Annotated in this window: 14 protein-coding genes; 9 read left to right on the forward strand and 5 right to left on the reverse strand. The window is 70.2% G+C overall.

What is annotated here, in order from left to right; all coding sequences use genetic code 11:
- The first annotated feature begins 115 nt into the window (after positions 1-115).
- Both FMP39_RS35205 and FMP39_RS35210 read left to right on the forward strand, forming a co-directional pair.
- Positions 116-1,273 carry a hypothetical protein gene (locus tag FMP39_RS35205; protein ID WP_090484253.1) on the forward strand — a complete coding sequence of 386 codons (1,158 nt, stop codon included), beginning with the start codon at positions 116-118 and terminating at the stop codon, positions 1,271-1,273.
- Positions 1,274-1,307: 34 nt separating this feature from the next.
- Positions 1,308-2,504, forward strand: a complete 1,197-nt coding sequence (locus FMP39_RS35210) for a serine/threonine-protein kinase (protein WP_141594360.1) — start codon at positions 1,308-1,310, stop codon at positions 2,502-2,504.
- 17 nt (positions 2,505-2,521) lie between these two features.
- Here the strand turns inward: FMP39_RS35210 and FMP39_RS35215 are convergent, their stop codons facing one another.
- Entirely contained in the window at positions 2,522-3,895 is a 1,374-nt protein-coding gene (locus FMP39_RS35215) for an MFS transporter (protein ID WP_141594361.1), read from the reverse strand.
- Between the two features lie 70 nt (positions 3,896-3,965).
- On the opposite strand from FMP39_RS35215, the gene FMP39_RS35220 reads away from it, so the two are divergent.
- Together FMP39_RS35220 and FMP39_RS35225 are read left to right on the forward strand one after the other, a co-directional pair.
- On the forward strand, positions 3,966-4,901 hold the full coding sequence (locus FMP39_RS35220; protein ID WP_090484259.1) for a LysR family transcriptional regulator: 936 nt from the start codon (positions 3,966-3,968) through the stop codon (positions 4,899-4,901).
- A 62-nt stretch (positions 4,902-4,963) separates the two neighbouring features.
- The gene (locus tag FMP39_RS35225; protein WP_141594362.1) at positions 4,964-5,365 is read left to right on the forward strand and encodes a TfoX/Sxy family protein; all 402 of its coding nucleotides are present in this window, start codon (positions 4,964-4,966) and stop codon (positions 5,363-5,365) included.
- On the opposite strand, the gene FMP39_RS35230 is transcribed toward FMP39_RS35225, so the two are convergent.
- Positions 5,352-7,001 carry an AMP-binding protein gene (locus FMP39_RS35230; protein ID WP_141594363.1) on the reverse strand — a complete coding sequence of 550 codons (1,650 nt, stop codon included), beginning with the start codon at positions 6,999-7,001 and terminating at the stop codon, positions 5,352-5,354. The genes FMP39_RS35225 and FMP39_RS35230 overlap by 14 nt on opposite strands.
- 210 nt (positions 7,002-7,211) lie before the next feature.
- Between FMP39_RS35230 and epsC the strand changes: the two genes are divergently transcribed.
- Complete coding sequence (gene epsC, locus FMP39_RS35235) at positions 7,212-8,057, forward strand: serine O-acetyltransferase EpsC (RefSeq protein ID WP_011551683.1); 846 nt, start codon at positions 7,212-7,214, stop codon at positions 8,055-8,057.
- Between the two features lie 21 nt (positions 8,058-8,078).
- A complete protein-coding gene (cysK, locus tag FMP39_RS35240) occupies positions 8,079-8,999 on the forward strand; it encodes a cysteine synthase A (RefSeq protein WP_141594364.1) in 921 nt (306 codons plus the stop codon).
- A 12-nt stretch (positions 9,000-9,011) separates the two neighbouring features.
- Here the strand turns inward: cysK and FMP39_RS35245 are convergent, their stop codons facing one another.
- A complete protein-coding gene (locus FMP39_RS35245) occupies positions 9,012-10,148 on the reverse strand; it encodes an aminotransferase class V-fold PLP-dependent enzyme (protein WP_141594365.1) in 1,137 nt (378 codons plus the stop codon).
- A 139-nt stretch (positions 10,149-10,287) separates the two neighbouring features.
- Between FMP39_RS35245 and FMP39_RS35250 the strand changes: the two genes are divergently transcribed.
- The 3 genes from FMP39_RS35250 (at position 10,288) to FMP39_RS35260 (ending at position 14,318) form a co-directional block, all read left to right on the forward strand.
- Positions 10,288-11,889 (forward strand): c-type cytochrome, encoded by a 1,602-nt coding sequence (locus FMP39_RS35250; RefSeq protein WP_141594366.1) that lies wholly within the window; start codon positions 10,288-10,290, stop codon positions 11,887-11,889.
- A 252-nt stretch (positions 11,890-12,141) separates the two neighbouring features.
- Positions 12,142-13,431 carry a LamB/YcsF family protein gene (locus FMP39_RS35255; protein WP_194858697.1) on the forward strand — a complete coding sequence of 430 codons (1,290 nt, stop codon included), beginning with the start codon at positions 12,142-12,144 and terminating at the stop codon, positions 13,429-13,431.
- Positions 13,428-14,318, forward strand: a complete 891-nt coding sequence (locus FMP39_RS35260) for a biotin-dependent carboxyltransferase family protein (RefSeq protein ID WP_141594368.1) — start codon at positions 13,428-13,430, stop codon at positions 14,316-14,318. The genes FMP39_RS35255 and FMP39_RS35260 overlap by 4 nt, the downstream gene beginning before the upstream one ends.
- Before the next feature lie 16 nt (positions 14,319-14,334).
- On the opposite strand, the gene FMP39_RS35265 is transcribed toward FMP39_RS35260, so the two are convergent.
- On the reverse strand, positions 14,335-14,910 hold the full coding sequence (locus tag FMP39_RS35265; protein WP_194858698.1) for a Uma2 family endonuclease: 576 nt from the start codon (positions 14,908-14,910) through the stop codon (positions 14,335-14,337).
- A gap of 174 nt (positions 14,911-15,084) precedes the next feature.
- Positions 15,085-15,335, reverse strand: a 251-nt coding sequence (locus FMP39_RS38345) for a hypothetical protein (RefSeq protein WP_228558605.1), incomplete at its 5' end; no start/stop codon positions are given.

Raw genomic sequence — 15,335 nt, forward strand, 5'->3', positions numbered from 1 at the left:
CAGGAATTGCGTCCCCTCCCCGCCCGTGGACAGGTGCCCCAGGGGGGAGAAGGCCACGGCGCAGCGCTTGCTATGGGGAGGGGCATACACCCGAAAGGGAAGGAACGCCGCGCCCATGAGCAGCACCGTCGCCCCAGTCCCGAGCCCGAGCCAGAGCTCCGACCTCCGCCTCGTGCCGGTGGAGATTGCCCCCGAGACGTTCTGGGTGGGCAAGCGCGAGCCCGGCAACATCTTCTACGCCAACCCCTACCTGCTGCGCTTCCGCGGTACGGACAAGAAGACGCAGCGGCCCACGGAGTTCAACCTCCTCATCGACCCGGGCTCGAGCAGCGACTTCTCCACCATCCACACCAAGGTGACGTCGCTCATTGGTGGCATGGAGCGGCTGTCGGCCATGTTCATCAACCACCAGGACCCGGACGTGGGCTCGTCGGCGAGCATCATCTCCGCGCGCTACGCGCCTCGGGCCGGGCTGCTGTGCTCGGAGGACACCTGGCGGCTCATCGTCCACCAGAACCTGCCGCGCCACCGCTTCATCCCCACGGAGAAGTTCGCGCAGGGCCTCAGCGTGCCCACGGGCCACCGGTTGCTGCCGGTTCCCTCGCCCTTCTGCCACTTCCGCGGCGCCGTCATGCTCTATGACCCGCAGACGCGCGTGCTCTTCACCGGCGACCTCTTCGGCGGGCTCACGGACTCCAACGCCAAGGGCATCTGGGCGGACGAATCCGACTGGGCGGGCATCCGCGCCTTCCATCAAATCTACATGCCGGTGAACTCCGCGCTGCAACGCACGGTGGCGGCCATCCGCAAGCTGGAGCCGGGCGTGGAGATGATTGCGCCGCAGCACGGCCGCATCATCCGGGGACCGCTGGTGCAGCAGTTCCTGGACCGGATGGAGAAGCTCCAGGTGGGCCTGGACATCATGGACGAGGCGCAGGACCGCACGCACCTGCAGGCCTGGAACTCCGTGCTGGACCGGGTGGTGGCGCTCGCGCGCGGCTACCTGGGCGACTCCGTGGAGGCCAAGCTGGCCGCGAGCCACGAGCTGTCGGACACGGCGCAGTACGACGGCACGCGGCTGGTGGTGAGCCGCCTGGGCAAGTGGACGCTGGAGCACGTGGTGGACCTGCTGTGCCACGGCGAGCCGCCAGAGATTGCCGGCCCCATCATCGTCGAGGCCACCAGCGCCGCGGCCGAGTACAACCTGCCCACGCCGCACCTCGACATCGAGGGCGTGGGGGCACCGTCCCACGTTTCGCTGCTCGACCCCTGACAGCGACGACGCAGACGAGACGAGGGAGGCCGAGGTGCACTCGACCGACGACGAAGAAGGCGTGGCGTACCTGGGGGGCGCCGCGCCGGAGCCGCAATTGCGGGTGACTCCGCCGCCGGCCATCGTGAAACCGCCGCCCCGCGCCGGCCTCCCCCCTGTCCCGCAGCGGATGGAAACCCCTCCCGACGCGACATTCCATCCGGTGACGCCACCACCGGCCCTGTCGCTCGGGGAGACGCTGCGGCCAGTGACGCCCGTGTCGCCGCACGGCACGCTGCTCCAGGGCATCGTGGTGACCGCGACCTCCAGCGCCGTGCGAGGCCTGGTGCCCGGCCAGACGGTGGCCCAGCGGTACCGCGTGGAGCGCTGGCTGGGCGCCGGGGGCAGTTCGACCGTGTACGAGGCCACCGACCTCCACCAGGACATGCGCGTGGCCCTCAAGGTCCTCGCGGTGCCCCATGCGGATGCCTCGATGGTGGCGCGCTTCCGCCAGGAGGTGGAGCACGCCCGGGCGCTGGAGCACGTCAACATCCTGCGTGTCTTCGATGTGGGCGTGGACGGCGAGCGGCACTTCCTCACCGTGGAGTTGCTGGATGGCGTGGATTTGCGTCAGCGGCTGATGGAGCGGCGCGCCACGTTGGCGGAGGCGCTGCGCTGGCTCACCCACGCGACGGTGGCGCTGGAGCACGCGCACGGCCGGGGCGTGCTCCACCGCGACGTGAAGCCCGCCAACCTCTTCATCACCCGCACCGGCGTGCTCAAGCTGATGGACTTCGGGCTCGCCAAGAGCACGCACGTCATGGGAACGACGGCCCAGGGCGCGGTGCTCGGCACGCCGGAGTACATGGCTCCCGAACAGGTGACGGGCAACCCCGCGGTGTCACCCGCCACGGACCTGTACGCGCTCGGCGTGGTGGCCTACGAGCTGTTCACCGGACAGCTCCCGTTCCGCCACCCGGAGCCCGTGCCGCTGATGTTCCTGCACGTCCAGGAGCGCCCCGTCCCGCCGCGCACATTGCGACCGGCGCTGCCGGAGCCCTTCGAGCGCGTCGTGCTGCGGCTGCTGGAGAAACGCCCCGATGACCGCTACCGGTCCGCGGCCGAGCTCCGCACCGCGCTGGCGAAGCTGTGGCCCCACGCGCTGAATGGAGATGCGTCGGTGACGGCACGAGCACCGGCGCCGCCCCTCGCGCGCGCCCGAGCGCCGGGCCCGGGAGGCGGCACGGGCTGAGTGGAACGTGCCCGCCGTCACGCCTCCGATGCCGCTGGCTCCGTCCTGCCCGGAGCCAACAGCGCCAGCCCAAGCGCCGCGACGGCCGTGAGTCCAGCGGCGATGCCGAACTGCAGGGCGAAGTGCCCGCTGGCCAGCGCGAGCAACGCCACCGCCAGAGAGCCGCCCAGAAGCCGCGTGGCGTAGAGCGCGCTGGTGACGATGCCCCGGTGGTGCCAGGGCGCGCGGGACTGCGGTCCAATCAGCGACGTGCTGGCGGCGGGCCCCAGCCCCAGGCCGAGCACCGCCAGCCCCACCAGCGCCGCGGGCACACCCCAGCCCCGTGCGGCGGCAAATGACAGCCACCCGGCGCCCAGTGCCGCCACCGCGAAGCCCACGCCGGCGCTCAGTCGCATGCCTCCGCGCACCAGCAGCTTCACGCCGAAGGTGGAGCCCACGGACCAGCCCAGCAGCATCGGCAGCAGCGCCAGTCCCGCCGCCAGCGGCGTGTGACCGCCCTGCTCCGTCATCCACAACGGCACCCACGCGGCCATGCTGTACAGCAGCGAGCCGCCCGCGATGCCACCCACGATGCCGCTGAGCACCGCGCGATCTCTCAGCAACTCCGCCGGGAGCAACGGAGACACCGTCGTGCGTTGCTGCCACACCAGCAGCCAGCCCGCGCCCACGGCGGCCAGCGCGCAGGCCCACCGCAGGCTCGCGGCCCCCGGCTCCAACGAGAAGAGGAGCAGCGCCGCCGAGGAGCCCGCGAGCACGGGCCCCCACCGGTCCATGCGGACCTCCGGACGGCGAGGCGGGTCGCGGTAGGAGAGGTACAGCAGCGCCGCGGCGAACAGCCCCACCGGCACGTTGACCAGGAACACCCAGCGCCACGAGGCGTGCATCACCAGCCAGCCGCCAATGAGCGGCCCCACGACGTTGCCCGCGCCCCAGGCCCCCGTGAACAGCCCCTGCACGGCGGCGCGCTCACGCAGCGTGTAGAGGTCGGCGGAGATGGTGAGCGTGGTGGGCTGCAACGCGCCCGCGCCCAGGCCCTGGATGACCCGGAAGGCAATGAGCCCCGGCACCGAGTCCGCCAGGCCACACAGCGCAGAGCCCACCAGGAACAACCCCATGCCCGAGAAGAAGACGGGCTTGCGTCCCAGCCGGTCCGCCAGCTTCCCGGAAACGAGCACGCCGACGGTGGAGGCGAAGAGAAAGGCGGAGAACACCCACGAGTAGAGGTGCTGACCTCCCAGCTCCCGGGTGATGGTGGGCATGGCACTCGTCACGACGGTGCCTTCGAACGCGCTGACCACCAGGGCCAGCAACACCGCGCCCGTCGCGGTCCGCCGCGCCACGCCTGGACGCGCGCTGACCATGGGCTCCGCTGTGATGCCGCTTCCGTCCATCACTTCTCTGTACGCCCCAGGCCCCCATGCGGAAACCGCATCTTCCGCATAGGCTTCTTGCGGAATCCGCATGACCTCCGAACAGCTCCGAGCCTTCCTCGAAGTCGCCCGGGCAGGACGCCTGGCCACCGCCGCGCGCGGGCTGGGTCTGTCCCAGTCCGGCCTCTCCCGGCAGCTCCAATCACTCGAGGCCGCCCTGGGCACGCGCTTGCTCGTCCGCACGCCTGGGGGCGCGGTGCTGACAGACGCGGGAGAGCGCTTCCTGCCTCACGCCCAGCGCGCCCTGGACGCACTGACGGCGGGCACCTCGGAGCTGGAGCGGCTGTCGGGGACGCCACACGGCGTGGTATCGCTCGGCACGCTGCATACCGTGGGTGCGTACCTGCTGCCGGACATCATCCCGGCCTTCGCTCGCCAGTTCCCGGAGGTCCGGCCTCGGCTGAGTGAGGGACTGGCACCGGCCATGGAGGAAGGCGTGGCACGCGGCGCCCTGGACCTGGCCATCCTCTCCCTCCCCGTTCGGCGCGCGGACCTGGTGGCGCAGCGACTGTGGGAGGAGTCCCTGGTGCTCGCCGTCCCGCGTGGACACCGGCTGACGAAGTCAGGCAAGCCCGTGACGATGGACGAGGTCGTGGAAGAGCCCTGGGTCGTCATCCCCGGCATGAGCGGCACCCGGGCGATGGAGGCCGCCTGTGAAGCGCGGGGCGTGACACCCCGCCTGGCGGTGGAGACGGACAACGCGGAGGCCATGCGCCGCATGGTGGAGCGCGGCCTGGGCGTGGCGATGGTGCCGCAGTTGATGGCTCGAGACCACCATGCCCAGGGCTTCGATGTGGTGCCCCTGGCGCGCGCCGGGGTGAAGCGGCAGGTGGCGCTGATACACCGGGGCGAGGGCTACCTCACGGCCGCGGCGCGAGCGCTCAAGTCCTTCATCGTGGAGAGCGTGCGCGCCATGCCCGAACCCTGGGGCACGAGGAAGGCGGCTCCAGGCGCTCGGGTGCGCTAGCGTGCCGCGGCCGGTGGCGCCGTCTTCACGAGGCGAGGCCCCTCGAGACACGGAGACGCATCATGGCCCGGACGGACAGCTTCGTTGAGTACACGGTGGAACTGCTGGAGAAGCTGGGGCCCGTGAAGTCCCGGTCGATGTTCGGCGGCTGGGGGCTCTACCTCGGCGGCCGGATGTTCGGGCTCATCGGCGGCGGTCAGTTGTTCCTGAAGGTGGATGAGGTCACCAAGCCGGACTTCCAGGCCGCCGGATGCCGGCCGTTCATCTACGAAGGCATGAAGACCCCGGTGGAGATGGGCTATTGGACTCCGCCCGCGGACGCGGCGGATGACGCCTACGCGCTCCTGCCCTGGGCCCGGAAGGCCGTGGACGCGGCGAACCGGGCCGCGTTGAAGAAGGCCCAGAAGACGACGCGAAAGAAGGCGCCGGCGAAGAAGCGCACCTCGCGCGTCAAGCCGTCTTGATGGCCGCGGCGTCCTCCAGCCCCAGCTCGACGACGGACGCCTCGCGCATCTTGAACTTCTGCACCTTGCCCGTCACCGTCATCGGGAACGCGTCCACGAACTTCCAGTAGCGGGGAATCTTGTAGGACGCGATGCGGCCCGTGCAGAACCGCGTCAGCTCCTCGGCGGTGAGCGTCGCGCCGGGCTTCATGCGCACCCAGGCCATGACCTCCTCGCCGTACTTCTTGCTCGGCACGCCAATGACCTGCGTCTCGCTGACGCCCGGGTGCGTGTGGAGGAACTCCTCGACCTCGCGCGGGGAGATGTTCTCACCGCCCCGGATGATGGTGTCCTTGATGCGGCCCACCACCTTCACGTAGCCATCATCGTCCATCACCGCGAGGTCGCCCGTGTGCATCCACCCGGCGGCGTCCACGGCCGCGGCGGTGGCCTCGGGGTTGGCCCAGTACCCCAGCATGACGCTGTACCCACGCGTGCACAGCTCGCCCGGCGAGCCGCGAGGAACCACCTCACCCGAGCCCGCGTCGATGACCTTGACCTCCAGGTGCGGATGCACGCGCCCCACGGTGGACACGCGCTTGTCCAGCGGCTCGTCCAGCGCGCTCTGCGTGGACACCGGCGACGTCTCCGTCATGCCGTAGCAGATGGTCACCTCGCGCATGTGCATGCGCGACTGCACTTGCTTCATCACCTCCACCGGGCACGGCGAGCCCGCCATGACACCGGTGCGCAGCGTCGACAAATCGAACTCACCGAAGCGCGGATGGTCCAGCTCCGCGATGAACATCGTGGGCACGCCGTACAGCGACGTGCAGCGCTCGGCCTGCACCGTCTGGAGCACCGTCAGCGGGTCGAACGCCTCGGCGGGAATCACCATGGTGGCGCCGTGGCTGGTACAGGCCAGGTTGCCAATCACCATGCCGAAGCAGTGGTAGAATGGCACCGGGATGCACACCCGGTCCTCGGGGCCGTAGCGCAGGGCCTCCCCGATGAAGAAGCCGTTGTTCAAGACATTGTGGTGCGACAGCGTGGCGCCCTTCGGGAAGCCTGTCGTTCCCGACGTGTATTGGATGTTGATGGCGTCATCGAACTGGAGCGACGCCTCGCGAGCGGCCAACGCGTCCTCTGAAACATCCTCCGCGCCATCGAGCAGCCGCTGCCAGTCGTCCTCCAGGACGAGCGCCGCCGCCAGGCTGGCACAGCGCGGTTGGACTTCTTTCACCATGCCCCGGTAGTCCGTCTGCCGGAAGCCCCGTGCGTGGAGCAGCACCTTGGTGCCGGACTGGTTGAGGGCGTACTCCAGCTCCGAGGTGCGGTAGGCCGGGTTGATGTTGACCAGGATGGCGCCGATACGGGCCGTGGCGTACTGGACGGCCACCCATTCGAAGCGGTTGGGGGACCAGAGCCCCACCCGGTCCCCCTTCTGAACGCCCAGGGCCATCAGCCCCCGGGCCACCTGCGAGGTGAGCGCCCAGAGCTGTTGATACGTGGCCCGAAACCCCTGGGACGCCACCACCAGGGCCTCCCGGTCACCGTGGCGCTCGACGGTGCGGCGCAGGTTCTGGCCAATCGTCTCCCCCAGCAGCGGGGTGGTGCTGGTGCCATGGGCGTAGGAAGGGACCGGGTTTTGGGACATGGCGTCATCGTCCCGCCGAGCCGGACACGCGGCAAGCGCCTCGAACCACCGCTGTCCAGCGCGTGGCAGGGGGGCATGGGGGAAGGCGGCATGCACTGCCAGCGAGGGCCCCCCGGGGGGCCAGTCCCCTCCTGGGAAACGACAGTCAGCCCTGAAATCAGCCATTACGCCGTGCAGCCAGCCCACGCACCGCGTTAGAAACCGGGACTCATGGATGACTCCAACGCCAGGCTGGTCGCGGCCCTGCTGGAAGCCCGGCAGCGACACTGCTTCCCTGCGGACGTACGGCGCGCTGCCCCCGAATTCGTAGGCCAGGTGCTCGGCCTGCTCTTCCCCCACTTCGCCGAGCGCCTGGAGTGTACGGCCGCGGCCGTCCACCGCGACGTCACCACCGTGGAGGCCAGCCTCCACCGCATCCGGGACACGCTGGCGCCCCTGTACCCGGGCATTGAACGGGACCTGCCGGCGCGCTTCATGGAGCGGCTGCCCGGCCTCTATGACTGGCTGCGGCAGGACGCGGACGCCATCTTCGAGGCGGACCCGGCCGCACGCACCGTGGACGAGGTCATCCTCACCTACCCGGGCTTCACCGCCATCGCCATCTACCGGGTGGCCAACGCGCTGCACGCCCTGGGCTTCCCGCTGCTGCCTCGCTTGCTCACGGAGTACGCGCACCAGCGAACCGGCGTGGACATCCACCCGGGTGCCACCATTGGCCGGCGCTTCGTCATCGACCATGGCACCGGCGTCGTCATCGGTGAGACGACGCTCATTGGTGACAACGTCAAAATCTATCAGGGCGTCACCCTGGGCGCGCTCGTCGTGGAGAAGGGGCTGACGGACAAGAAGCGTCACCCCACCATCGAGGACGACGTGGTGGTGTACGCCAACGCCACCATCCTGGGCGGAGAAACCGTGGTGGGCCGGGGCAGCATCATCGCCGGCAACGCCTGGCTCACGCAGAGCATCCCCTCTCAATCCGTGGTTACCCGCCGCAGCGAGGTGCGTCAGCGCGGCGAGAACGGCTCGCTGGACGCACTCGAATTCCACATCTGACCCACCGACGAGGCCCCCGACATGAAGGTGAACAACATCCTGGAGACCATCGGAAACACGCCGCACGTGCGCATCAACCGGCTGTTTCCGTCCCGCGTGACGGTCCATCTGAAGCTCGAGCGCGCCAACCCGGGCGGCAGCATCAAGGACCGCATCGCGTTGTCCATGATTGAGGACGCGGAGCAGCGCGGCCTGCTCAAGAAGGACAGCGTCATCATCGAGCCGACCAGCGGCAACACCGGCATCGGCCTGGCCATGGTGGCGGCGGTGAAGGGCTACAAGCTGGTGCTCGTCATGCCGGAGTCCATGAGCGTCGAGCGCCGCCGGCTGATGGCCGCCTACGGCGCCACGTTCGAGCTGACCCCGCGCGCGCAGGGCATGAAGGGCGCCATCGCTCGCGCCAATGAGCTGCTGTCGCAGGTGCCCAACTCGTGGATGCCGCAGCAGTTCGAGAACGAGGCCAACATCGAGGTCCACCGCCGCACGACGGTGCAGGAAATCCTCAAGGACTTCCCGGAAGGGCTGGACTACCTCATCACCGGCGTGGGCACCGGCGGGCACATCACCGCGTGCGCCGAGGAGCTGAAGAAGGTCTGGCCGAAGCTGAAGGTCTTCGCCGTGGAGCCCACCAAGTCGCCCGTCATCAGCGGCGGCCAGCCGGGCCCGCACCCCATCCAGGGCCTTGGCGCCGGCTTCATCCCGAAGAACCTGCACAAGGACGCGCTGGACGGCGCCATTCAGGTGACGGAGGAGGACGCCTTCGAGTTCACCCGCCGCGCCGCGCGTGAGGAGGGCATCTTCGTGGGCATCTCCACCGGCGCCGCGCTGTCCGCCGTGAATCAGAAGCTGGGCGAGATGACCGACGGCAGCCGCGTGCTCGCCTTCAACTACGACACGGGCGAGCGCTACCTCTCCATCGAGCCGCTCTTCCCGGCCCAGTAGTCCAAAGGGCCCTCAGCCGCGGTGCGTCCGCACCAGCTCCACCAACCGGTCCATCTCCTCGGGCAGGTTGTAGAAGTGGGGTGAGAGGCGGACGCGCCCGCGGCGCACCGAGAGGGCCACCTCCCGTCCGGCAAGCCACGCGCCGAGCGCGCGGGCCTCGCCCTCCGGAGGCAGGAACGTGAGGATGCCCGCCCGGTGCTCCGGCGCGGGCCCCACGTCGCAGCCCAGCCCACGCAGCCCTGTCTCCAACTGGCCCAGCAGCTCGCGGATGCGTGCGGAGATGGTGTCCACCCCCACCTCGTGCAGCAGCTCCAGCGCGGCGCCCAGGGCGTAGATGCCGGTGTACGCGGCGCTGCCCTCCTCCAGCTTGCCCGCGTCCGGGCGCAGCTCGAAGTGGCTGCGGTTGAAGTTCCAGGCGTCGGTGGTGCTGCGCCAGCCCACCAGCACGGGCCGCAGCCTGGGCAGGACGTCCTTGGCCACGTAGAGGAAGCCGATGCCGGCGATGCCCAGCATCCACTTGTGGCTGTCCGCGCTGAGGAAGTGGACGCGGCTCTTCTTCACGTCCACGGGGATGCAGCCCACGCTCTGGATGCCGTCCACGCAGAAGAGGACGCCCGCCCGCTCGCACAGGGCGCCCACCGCGTCCAGGTCTGTGCGGTAGCCGGTGGCGAACTGCACGGAGGAGACCGCCACCAGCCGGGTGCTCGGGTTGAGCGCGGCGGCCACGGCTTCCGGCGTCACGCCCCCTTCGGGCGTCTGGATTTCGCGCACGGTGACGCCGCGGTCCTTCAGGTGCAGCCAGGGATACACGTTGGAGGGGTACTCCAGCGAGGATGCGACGACGACCTCGTCGCCGGGCTTCCAGTCCAGGCCCTCGGCCACCAGGCCCAGGCCGTGGCTGGTGTTGCGCACGAAGGCAATCTCGCCGGGCTCGGCGTTGATGAGGCGGGCGGCCAGGCCCCGCACGCGCTCGCAGTGGGCCTCCCAGCCGCGCTCGTGCTTGATGCCGTGGTGGACGATGTCCTCCATCCACCCGCGCACGGCCTCGGCGGCGCGCAGGCTGGTGGGGGCCACACCGGCATGGTTGAGGTAGAGCTGCTCCCTCAGCACGGGGAAGAGGTCTCGGTAGGACTCGAGCGAGCGCGTCATGGTGCCCGGAGTGTAGCCACATCGCCGCGCCGCGCCGTACTTCGTGCAGGCCGGGTGTCCGCCGTGGACAGACGCGGTGGTTTTTCCGTCCCACCGTTGGATGCGATATGCGTCGGGTCCTGCTCGCCGCGGAGGACCCATGCGCCGCACCATCCTGGACGCCATGAGGAACACGTTGTTCGTGGGCGCCGCCCTGCTGGCGGGCTGCGCGGGAACCGTTCATGCGCCCTACCCGCCCATCCGCGCGGACCTGTCCCCCGCCGCCCTGGAGCGAGGGGCCGCCATCTTCCACGCGAGCTGCGAGTCATGTCACCGCGGGGGCGACGCGGAGACGGCGTCGGGCGCGCCGCTGCGCGAACTGCCCTCGTACATGGGGCGCTTCTACGCGGCGAACCTCACGTCGCACGCCGAGGCGGGCATCGGCGCCATGACGGATGAAGAGCTGGCGCGAGCCATCCGCTACGCGGTGAGCCGCGACGGGCGGCTGATGGTGATGCCCAGCTACGGCATGGGCGACGCGGACCTGGCGGCGGTGCTGGGCTTCATGCGCTCCGGGCACCCGCTCTTCACGCCGGATTCAGTGCCCGCGCCCCCTTCGAAGTTCAGCTTCTTCGGCGGCATCGGCTTCCGCTTCATCACCGGGAATGAGCCAGTGGAACGGCCCGCCTCGGGCATCCCCGTGCCGCCCAAGGCGGCGACCCGGGAGTACGGCCACTACATGGCGCATGACGTCTATGACTGCGCCTCGTGTCACACGGATGGCTTCAGCCCTCGGAAGACAGAGGGTGATGACGTGTTCGCGGGTGGCATGGCGTTCGTCGACCCGGAGGGAAGGAACGTTCATTCCAGCAACATCACGTTCCACGAGACGGGGCTGGCACATTGGACGCTGGAGGACTTCACCCGCGCGGTGCGTGACGGACTGGCACCGGATGGCTCCGTGCTGCGCTCGCCCATGCCTCGCTTCCGGGGCATGGACGAGGTGGAGGCGCGAGCGCTCTATGACTATCTGCGCTCGGTGCCGCACAGGAAGAACGCGGTGAAGGGCGCGCGGCCGCGGCTCACCTCGGCGTCGGTGCGCCCGGACTGGGGCGCGGAGGAGACGGAGGAGCAGAGCGCGGAGGCACTCCCCGATGCGGCGCAGGCCAGCGCGCCCGATGAGACGCGCACGGGAGCTGTTCCCAACGCCAGCTCATCCGTGAAGGGAGCAGGGGAAGAAACCTCGAATCCGCTGGTTTCCCCCGCGCAACCTCCGGCCAGCCATCAGGGCACACGGGGAGAAGACGCCCAGGCCGCAGTGACGTCTTCGGCCTCGGCGACCGCTTCCGGCTCGGCGATGCACACAACGCCCGGAGCCACCGACAAGAGCGCGGCATCGGCCCTGTCCGCGAAACACGATGCGGCCAACACCGCTGCGGCCGGTCCCTCGACGCGGGCCAGCAAGCCCACCCCCACCCGTAAGCCGCGCCCCGCTGCGCCCAAGGTGGACGCCCCCGCCCTCTTCGTGAAGCTCGGCTGCGCGAGCTGCCACGCTCCTGGCGCGCGGTATCACGACCGGCTCGCCAAGGTCGCCTCGCGCAGCGAGGCCGAGCTGGTCCGGTGGGTGCGAAACCCCGAGCAGTTCCTCCCCGGCACGCCCATGCCCACCTACGCGGAGTTGATTGACGAGAAGACCGCGCGTGCGCTGGTGCGCTGGGTGAAGGCGGGAGGCCTGGCCACGCTGCCCTCCACCTCGCGCTGAGCCGCGCCTCGAAGCACGCGGAAAAAACGTCCCGGAAATGACCGAGGAAAAACCCTGCTGGCGTATCCCGTTTGGAAGTTCTCAGCGGGCACCTCGTCGAGGCACCCGCTGGGCGCGTACCACCCCGGTGCCAACCGGCCCCAGCCCCGGGGTGGTGCGTGGGACTTCCCACCGCACCGTCGGCTGGCACGCCAGCGCCTCCGGCTACAGGGACGGCTGCACCCGCGCCGCCGCTCGCGTACGGTGCGCCGCATGACGGAGTGCCTCCTCAACGTCGACCTGGGCGAGCTTCCTGGTGAAGACGAACAGCTCTACGCGCTGGCCCACGTGGCGAACATCGCTTGCGGCGGGCATGCCGGGGACGATGCCTCCATGCGCCGGGCGCTGGAGCGGTGCGAGCGGCACGGCACGCGCGTGGGCGCGCACCCATCCTACGAGGACCGCGAGGGCTTCGGCCGCCGCGCGCTCGACGTCACGCCGGAGCACCTCCAGGCGCAAGTGGCCGCGCAGTGCGGCCGGCTCGCGAAGCTGGCGGCTGACCGTCGTCTGCCCGTGACGTACGCCAAGCCCCACGGCGCCCTGTACCACGCAGCCAATGCAACACCGGCCCTGGCCCGCGCCGTGGTGGCGGGCATCGTGGATGCACTGGGGACCGCCGTCACCGTCATTGGCCCCGGCAGGGGCGCGCTGCACGACGCGGCCCTGGCGGCGGGGCTGGCCTACGCCCGCGAAGGCTTCGCGGACCGAGGCACCCGGCCAGACGGCTCGCTGATTCCCCGAGGACAGCCCGGCGCGGTGCTGACCGACCACGCCCAGGCGCGGGCCAACACCGTGCGCCTGGCCACCAGCGGCAGCGTGGACACCGTCTGCGTCCACGGCGACACGCCCGGCGCGGCGGAGCTGGCGCGCGAGGTCCGCGCCACCTTGGACGCGCTCGCACTTCGCGCCGAGCCCCTGGGTGAAGGCGCCCTGCGACTGGTCCTTCCCGAGGGACTGGAGCGGCGCGCCACGCGCGAGGCCCTCTGTGCCATGCCCGGCGTCCTCGACGCCGTCATCACCGAGGAGCACGCCTGCGTGTACTTCGCCCCGGATGCGCCACCCGAGGAGCCTCGGCTCGCGCTGGCGCGGTTGCTGCGCATCCCAGCCCCAGTGGCCGGCCGGCCCCTCACGACCATCTCCGTGCGCTACGACGGGCAGGACTTGCGCGCGGTGGCGGAACGCGCGGGCCTCACCGAGGACGAAGTGGCGCGGCGCCACACGGCGCGCGAGTACACGGTGCGCTGCGTGGGATTCCTCCCCGGGTTCGCCTATCTGGGCGAGGTCGACCCGAGCATCGCGGTCCCCAGGCTGGCCACGCCCCGCACGCGAGTGCCTGCCCTCGCCGTGGGAATCGCGGGTGGGCGCACGGGGGTGTATCCCTTCGCATCGCCTGGAGGCTGGAACCTCATCGGCACCGCGCTGGACTTCACCGCCTTCACACCCGAGGAGGGCTCGGTGCTTCAGCTCGGGGACCGGGTGCGCTTCAAGCGGGTGGACCGATGACGGGCTGGCTGGACATCACGGGCGTGGGTGCGCCCGTCACGGTGCAGGACGCGGGACGGCCGGGGAAGATGCACCACGGCGTGCCTCCGGGGGGACCGCTGGTCCCGGAGCTGCTCGCCCTGGCCAATCTCGCCGTGGGCAACGCGAGCGGAACGGCGGCGCTGGAGGCCTTCGGCCGGTTGGAGCTGCGCGCCCGAGGCCGAAGCGTTCGCGTGTCCATGGACGGACACGCCTTCACGCTGGCGGATGGAGAGCGCCTCACCGTCCCCGCGCCCGAGTCGACGAGCGTGCGCTATGTCGCGGTGGACGGCGGGCTCGCCGTGCCGGAAGTGCTGGGAGGACGCGGCACACTGCTGGTCGCGCGCCTGGGCGGACACGAAGGCCGCCTGCTGCGTTCGGGTGACAGCCTGCCCCTGGGTGACGCGAACGAGCGCGCCGAGGCGCGAGCGCCCGGTGCGTCACTGGATGCAGCGGCGCCCATCCGCGTGACGCTCGGACCGGACAACCGCCGCTTCGAACCAGCAACCGTAGCCACCCTGCTGTCGGGCGCCTTCACCGTGTCCGCCGCCACGGACCGCGTGGGGATGCGGCTCCAAGGGCCATCGCTCACCCATGGCGACGAAGGCACGGGCACGTCGCGCCCCATGGTTCGTGGGGCCATCCAGGTGACGCTTTCAGGGACACCCATCGTGCTGGGCCCCGACCATCCGACGACAGGTGGCTATCCACTCATCGCGACAGTCATTCGCGCCGATTGGGGACGACTGTGCGCCCGCCGCCCAGGCGCCGCTGTCCGGTTCCAGGAAGTAAGCCTCGAAGAGGCACGGGAAGCGTGGCGGCTCCACGCGGGGCACTTCGGTATCGGCACGCGCCCCACGAAGCCGTAAGCCGCGGCGCCAGGGTTCAGGGCGCCTCCAGCTCTGGGGGCCATAGCGCACCCAGGTCCAGCTCCAGGTCCTCGAACGGCTCGGCGCGCACACACGCATCCCCCGAGTACTGCCCCCGCGCGACCCATTCGCCTTCCCGTCGAGCGAAGACCTCCAGGGCCTTCGCTGTGGGGTCCACCAGCCACACGTGCCCCACGCCTTCGCGCGCGTAGAATTCCCGCTTGCGGTTCCTGTCCAGCTTCCAGGTCGACGGAGATAGCACCTCACAGACCCAGTCCGGCGCCAGCGTGAAGAAGGGGACGCGCCGCATCATCGGCATGCGCTCGCGGCGCCATCCCGCGATATCCGGCACCAGGACGTCCTGACCGACGTGCAGCTCGGGCTCGGTAACAATCCACCACCCTCCCGGCGCTCGCTGCCCGACCTGGAACCGGGAGACGAGCAGCCCGCCCAGGACGGAGTGCGCCACCGCATGCGGGCTCGCGGGCCTCGGCAATGCGATGAGCTCACCATCGATGATTTGCCCGACCATGTTCTCGGGCAGCGCCACCAGGTCTTCATAGGTCGCGGGACGCTTCGTCTCATTCCCCATCTCGGGACTCCCCAGGCCAGCCGCCTCCCACCCCTCTATCATCCGTATTGCCTCCCCCAAGTGGAACCCCACCTGCAACGGCGTGTCCAATGATTCCTACCTCAGGGGTCCGACATGCCTTTGGGGGCAGGACAACAACGAGGTGGGTCTGCACGAGCATCGAAGGCTCCAGCCTCAAATCGAGCAGGCACTCAACGCCCCCTGAAGGAGACCCTCCACGGCATCCGGATGCAGGCCATTGAGGCGAACACCAATGCCCTGTGCTTCCCCGCCATCCTCGTGGGCAAGGCAGTGGAGCGGATGCGCATGGAAGGTCGCCCCCGCCCCCCTGAGCTCCAGCATCCAGGGGACGCAACTTTTTCCGGTTTCAACCGATACTGAAGAAGATGAGTCCCCCAAAAATCGGTTTCCGCGCCCCTGCCCGT

Source organism: Myxococcus sp. AB056 (assembly GCF_006547365.1).
In the GTDB taxonomy this organism is placed as follows: Bacteria; Myxococcota; Myxococcia; order Myxococcales; family Myxococcaceae; genus Myxococcus; species Myxococcus virescens.

What these genes read in the sequence shown, in the direction of transcription:
- FMP39_RS35205 (WP_090484253.1), top strand. Translation starts at nt 116, where the DNA reads ATGAGCAGCACCGTCGCCCCAGTCCCGAGCCCGAGCCAGAGCTCCGAC.
- FMP39_RS35215 (WP_141594361.1), bottom strand. Translation starts at nt 3,895, where the DNA reads ATGGACGGAAGCGGCATCACAGCGGAGCCCATGGTCAGCGCGCGTCCA.
- FMP39_RS35220 (WP_090484259.1), top strand. Translation starts at nt 3,966, where the DNA reads ATGACCTCCGAACAGCTCCGAGCCTTCCTCGAAGTCGCCCGGGCAGGA.
- FMP39_RS35225 (WP_141594362.1), top strand. Translation starts at nt 4,964, where the DNA reads ATGGCCCGGACGGACAGCTTCGTTGAGTACACGGTGGAACTGCTGGAG.
- FMP39_RS35230 (WP_141594363.1), bottom strand. Translation starts at nt 7,001, where the DNA reads ATGTCCCAAAACCCGGTCCCTTCCTACGCCCATGGCACCAGCACCACC.
- epsC (WP_011551683.1), top strand. Translation starts at nt 7,212, where the DNA reads ATGGATGACTCCAACGCCAGGCTGGTCGCGGCCCTGCTGGAAGCCCGG.
- cysK (WP_141594364.1), top strand. Translation starts at nt 8,079, where the DNA reads ATGAAGGTGAACAACATCCTGGAGACCATCGGAAACACGCCGCACGTG.
- FMP39_RS35245 (WP_141594365.1), bottom strand. Translation starts at nt 10,148, where the DNA reads ATGACGCGCTCGCTCGAGTCCTACCGAGACCTCTTCCCCGTGCTGAGG.
- FMP39_RS35250 (WP_141594366.1), top strand. Translation starts at nt 10,288, where the DNA reads ATGCGCCGCACCATCCTGGACGCCATGAGGAACACGTTGTTCGTGGGC.
- FMP39_RS35255 (WP_194858697.1), top strand. Translation starts at nt 12,142, where the DNA reads ATGACGGAGTGCCTCCTCAACGTCGACCTGGGCGAGCTTCCTGGTGAA.
- FMP39_RS35260 (WP_141594368.1), top strand. Translation starts at nt 13,428, where the DNA reads ATGACGGGCTGGCTGGACATCACGGGCGTGGGTGCGCCCGTCACGGTG.
- FMP39_RS35265 (WP_194858698.1), bottom strand. Translation starts at nt 14,910, where the DNA reads ATGGGGAATGAGACGAAGCGTCCCGCGACCTATGAAGACCTGGTGGCG.